This is a genomic window from Nocardia carnea (assembly GCF_029869215.1).
Taxonomy (GTDB): Bacteria; Actinomycetota; Actinomycetes; order Mycobacteriales; family Mycobacteriaceae; genus Nocardia; species Nocardia carnea_B.
Window position 1 is genome coordinate 1 of record NZ_JARWPM010000408.1, and the last position, 4,054, is coordinate 4,054.

The 4,054-nt window shown below is 68.9% G+C and carries 3 protein-coding genes; all 3 read left to right on the forward strand.

The features are described 5' to 3' along the window. Positions 1-103: 103 nt before the first annotated feature. Complete coding sequence (locus QH276_RS29810; protein WP_280406976.1) at positions 104-526, forward strand: ATP-binding protein; 423 nt, start codon at positions 104-106, stop codon at positions 524-526. Then, positions 523-1,455: an RNA polymerase sigma factor SigF gene (locus QH276_RS29815; protein WP_432278554.1), complete on the forward strand. Its 933-nt coding sequence runs from the start codon at positions 523-525 to the stop codon at positions 1,453-1,455. The genes QH276_RS29810 and QH276_RS29815 overlap by 4 nt, the downstream gene beginning before the upstream one ends. A 224-nt stretch (positions 1,456-1,679) precedes the next feature. Then, a complete protein-coding gene (locus QH276_RS29820) occupies positions 1,680-3,842 on the forward strand; it encodes a molybdopterin oxidoreductase family protein (RefSeq protein ID WP_280397028.1) in 2,163 nt (720 codons plus the stop codon). Positions 3,843-4,054 lie beyond the last annotated feature (212 nt).

Sequence of the window (4,054 nt, forward strand, 5' to 3'; positions counted from 1 at the left end):
CGCGCCGGCTCTTCTTGTGCTCGCTCGCCCCTCCCGCTTCCAACTTGCCCCCCCCCCCCCCCGCGGCCGCCGCCGGGGGCGCCAAATGCTATAGCCTGCCTGGGTGATCAATACGTCGGCGGAAGAGGGGATTCACGGCTCCCCGGTGGAGATTCGGGTGGCGGTTTCGGTGACGCAGCTGCCGATCGTGCGCGGTCTCGCCGAAACTCTGGTCTTGCTCAGTGATTTCACGTTGGACGAGGTCGCCGATATCCGGCTCGCGGTGGACGAGGCCTGTTCCACCCTGATCGGGCTGGCGGCGCCCGGTACCAGTCTGCACTGCGTGTTCACCATCGGTGAGAACGATCTCCGGGTACGGGTCGCCGGGATCTCGGCGCGCGAGGGGCTGCCCGATTCGCGCAGTTTCGGCTGGCATGTGCTGCGCACGCTCACCGATGCCGTGGATGCCCGGCAGGAGTCCTTCGACCAGCAGGTTTCCGGATATCCGACAGCGGTCGAGTTCCGTCGGGTCCGGGGGAAAGCGTGACCGAACAGAACAAGCCGCTCGATCCGGACGAGATACTCGAAACCGGCGGCGGTCCAGGTCCCGCGGCGGATCCCGGCCTATCGGACGATCCGGCCGCGGCGGCGGAATCCGGCGCCGAGGCCACGGACGAGGATGAGAGCGCGGACGACGCCGAGCTGGCGGAGACCGCTCAGGCCGGCGGCTACGACGATGTCGCGGGATTGTTCACCCGGCTGGCGGCCACCGAAGCGGATTCCGCCGAGTATGCGGCGTTACGCAACGAATTGATCGGGCGTTGTATCCCGCTGGCCGACCATATCGCCCGGAAATTCAGTGGCCGGGGCGAACCGTTCGACGATTTGACCCAGGTGGCCCGGGTCGGGCTGGTGCACGCGGTGGATCGGTTCGATGTCTCCCGGGGCTCGAATTTCCTGTCGTTCGCGGTTCCCACCATCATGGGGGAGGTGCGCCGGTATTTCCGGGACAACACCTGGGCCATGCGGGTTCCGCGCCGGGTGAAGGAAACCCATCTGCGGATCGGGGCGGCGGTGGACTCGCTGTCGCAGTCGCTGGGCCGCTCGCCCACCGCCAAGGAGATCGCGGCGGAACTCGATGTCGACCCCGACGAGGTGACGCAGGCCGTGATCGCCGGGAACGCCTATCAGCCGACCTCGATCGATGCGGCTTCGGTGGGCCGCGATACCGACGCCTCCCTGCTGGACACCCTGGGCGAGGAGGAAGCGCAGTTCGACCGGGTCGAGGAGTATGTGGCGATCCGGCCGCTGCTGGCGGGCCTGCCCGAGCGCGAGCGCCGCATTCTGACCATGCGGTTCTTCGAGTCGATGACCCAGACGCAGATCGCCGCCCAGATGGGCATTTCACAGATGCATGTATCGCGGATTCTCACCAAAACCTTGGCTCGGCTGCGGGAGCAGTCGGCGCGCGAGTAGCGGTACGGGCCGCCGGATTTCCGGCCGGCGAGCTGTTGTGTCTCCTTCACGGATCGGTCTACCCTCGTAACTGAGAGATCGAGTGGGAATTTATCTCAGCGAACCATTTCGCCGGGCCGCTCACCCATCTCGGCAGACCAGAGCGACCGAGGATCCGGATCAGCCCCGTAATCCGGTTCCCGCGGCGCGTCGACGACGACGCGACAGAAGGTGATGTGAACCCCATGACCACAGCAACCGTCGCCCGGCAGTGCACCCTCTGTGAGGCCCATTGCGGCATCCTGGTGACCGTCGAGGACACACGAATCACCCGTATCGAGGGCAACCCCGAGGACGTGCTGTCCAAGGGCTATATCTGCCCCAAGGCCACCGCGATGGCGGGCCTGCACGACGACCCCGACCGGTTGCGGACACCGGTGCGGCGCGTGGGCGACCGATTCGAACCCATCGGGTGGGACGAGGCGTTCCGCGAGGTCGGCACCCGGCTGCGGCAGGTCCGGCGCGAGCACGGTCCGCACGCTGTGGGGATGTATCTCGGCAACCCGGCCGCGCACAATTCCGCGATCATGTACGCGATGGCGCTGCGCGCGGGACTGATGACCCGCAACTTCTACACCGCCTCCTCGATCGATCAGTTCCCGCAGGAATTCGTGGCCTGGCAGATGTACGGGTCGAACTTCCTCATGCCCATCGCCGATATCGACCGCACCGACCGGCTGGTGATCATCGGTGCCAATCCGGCGGTGTCCAACGGTTCGGTCACCACGATGCCGGGCGCCAAGAACCGGATCAAAGACGTCCGGTCCCGCGGCGGCAAGGTGGTGGTGATCGACCCGCGGCGCACCGAAACCGCCCGCCTGGCCGACGAACATGTCGCGGTGCTCCCGGGTGGGGATCCGTATCTGCTGCTGGCGGTTCTGCATGTTCTGCTCACCGAGGATTTGTGCGACCGCACCGCGCTGCGCGCCCAGTGCAGCGGTTCCGAAACACTACTGGACCTGGTGTCCGGCTTCACGCCCGAGGCGGCCGCGCCGTTCGCGGGGGTCGACGCCGAGACCATCCGGCGGCTGGCTCGCGAACACGCCGCGGCGAAATCGGCGGTGATGTACGCCCGGATCGGGGTCTGCCAGACGGTCACCGGCACAGTCACCCATTGGCTGGTGAACACCATCAACGCACTCACCGGAAACCTCGACCGCCCCGGCGGCCAGATGTATGCCACCCCGGCGGTGGATCTGCTGCCGCTGGCCCGGCGGATGCCACCGTTCCACGGCGCCTGGACCGACCGTTCGGGAAAGTACAAATCGTTCCGTTTCGAACTGCCGGTGGCCGCGCTGGCTTCCGAAATCCTCGACGAGGGCCCGGAACAGATCCGCGCCATGATCACCTATGCCGGTAACCCGGTCCTGTCCACTCCGCAACGCGGACAACTGGACAAGGCGCTGAGTTCGCTGGATTTCTATGTGGCCGTGGACATGTATATCACCGAGACCACCCGGCACGCCGATATCATCCTGCCGCCGATATCACCGCTGGAACGCGAGGATCTCGACATCCTCCTGACGATGTTCAGCGTGCACAACAACATTCGCTACAACGCGCGCGCGGTCGACGCACCCGCGGACGGTCTCGAGGACTGGGAGATCATGGCGCGGCTGACCACCGAGATCCTGCCGCTACCGCTGCGGTCGCTCACCGGCCGTGCCCTCAACGCGATCTTCGCCCGGTTCAGCCCGCTGCGGGCGGCGGCGCTGGGGATCGCGGTCGGGCCGCACGGGGTGCTGCGACGGGGGCGTAAGGGGGTCACGCTGGCGAAGGTCCGCGCGGCCCGCGGTGGCATCGATCTGGGGCCGCTGCGCCCACGGTTGCGCTCGCTGATCGCTACCGCCGATCGCCGGGTGCAGCTGGCTCCGGCACCGTTCGTCGCCGAGGCCCGCCGCTTGCTCGCCGACGCCGGCGCGGCCCGCGACGAGGGTTTCGACCTGCGGTTGATCGGCCGCCGCCACCTGCGCAGCAACAATTCGTGGCTGCACAATGTGCCGGCCATGGTGAAGGGCCGCGATCGCTGTACCGCGCTGATGCATCCGCGGGATGCCTCCGAGCGCGGGCTGTCCGACGGCGATCGCGTCACCGTGAGTTCGCCGATCGGGGCCATCGCGGTGCCGGTGGAGATCAGCGACGATATCCGGCCCGGCACGGTGGCGATCCCGCACGGCTGGGGTCATCGGGAACCGGGTGTGGGCTGGACGGTGGCCGCTTCGCTGCCGGGTGCCAATGTGAACCTGCTGCACGACCCGGACCAGGTGGACCGCATCTCCGGCAATGCGGCGGTGAACAGCACCTGGGTCAAGGTCGAACCGGCCGGCGAACCTGCTGTCACCGGCTGACCGCGCCGCGGCGTACCACCTCGGGGGGGGGGGGGGGCGCCCCGGGGGGCGGGCCGCCCCGGGGGGGCCCCCCCCCCCCCCCCGGGGGGGGCGGGGGGGGGGGTGGGGGCGGGGTCCCCCCCCCCGCCCCGCCCCCCCGGGGGGGGGTGGGGGGCCCCCCCCGGGGGGCCGGCCGCCCGGGGGGGCCCCCCCCCCCCCGCGAGGTGGTACGC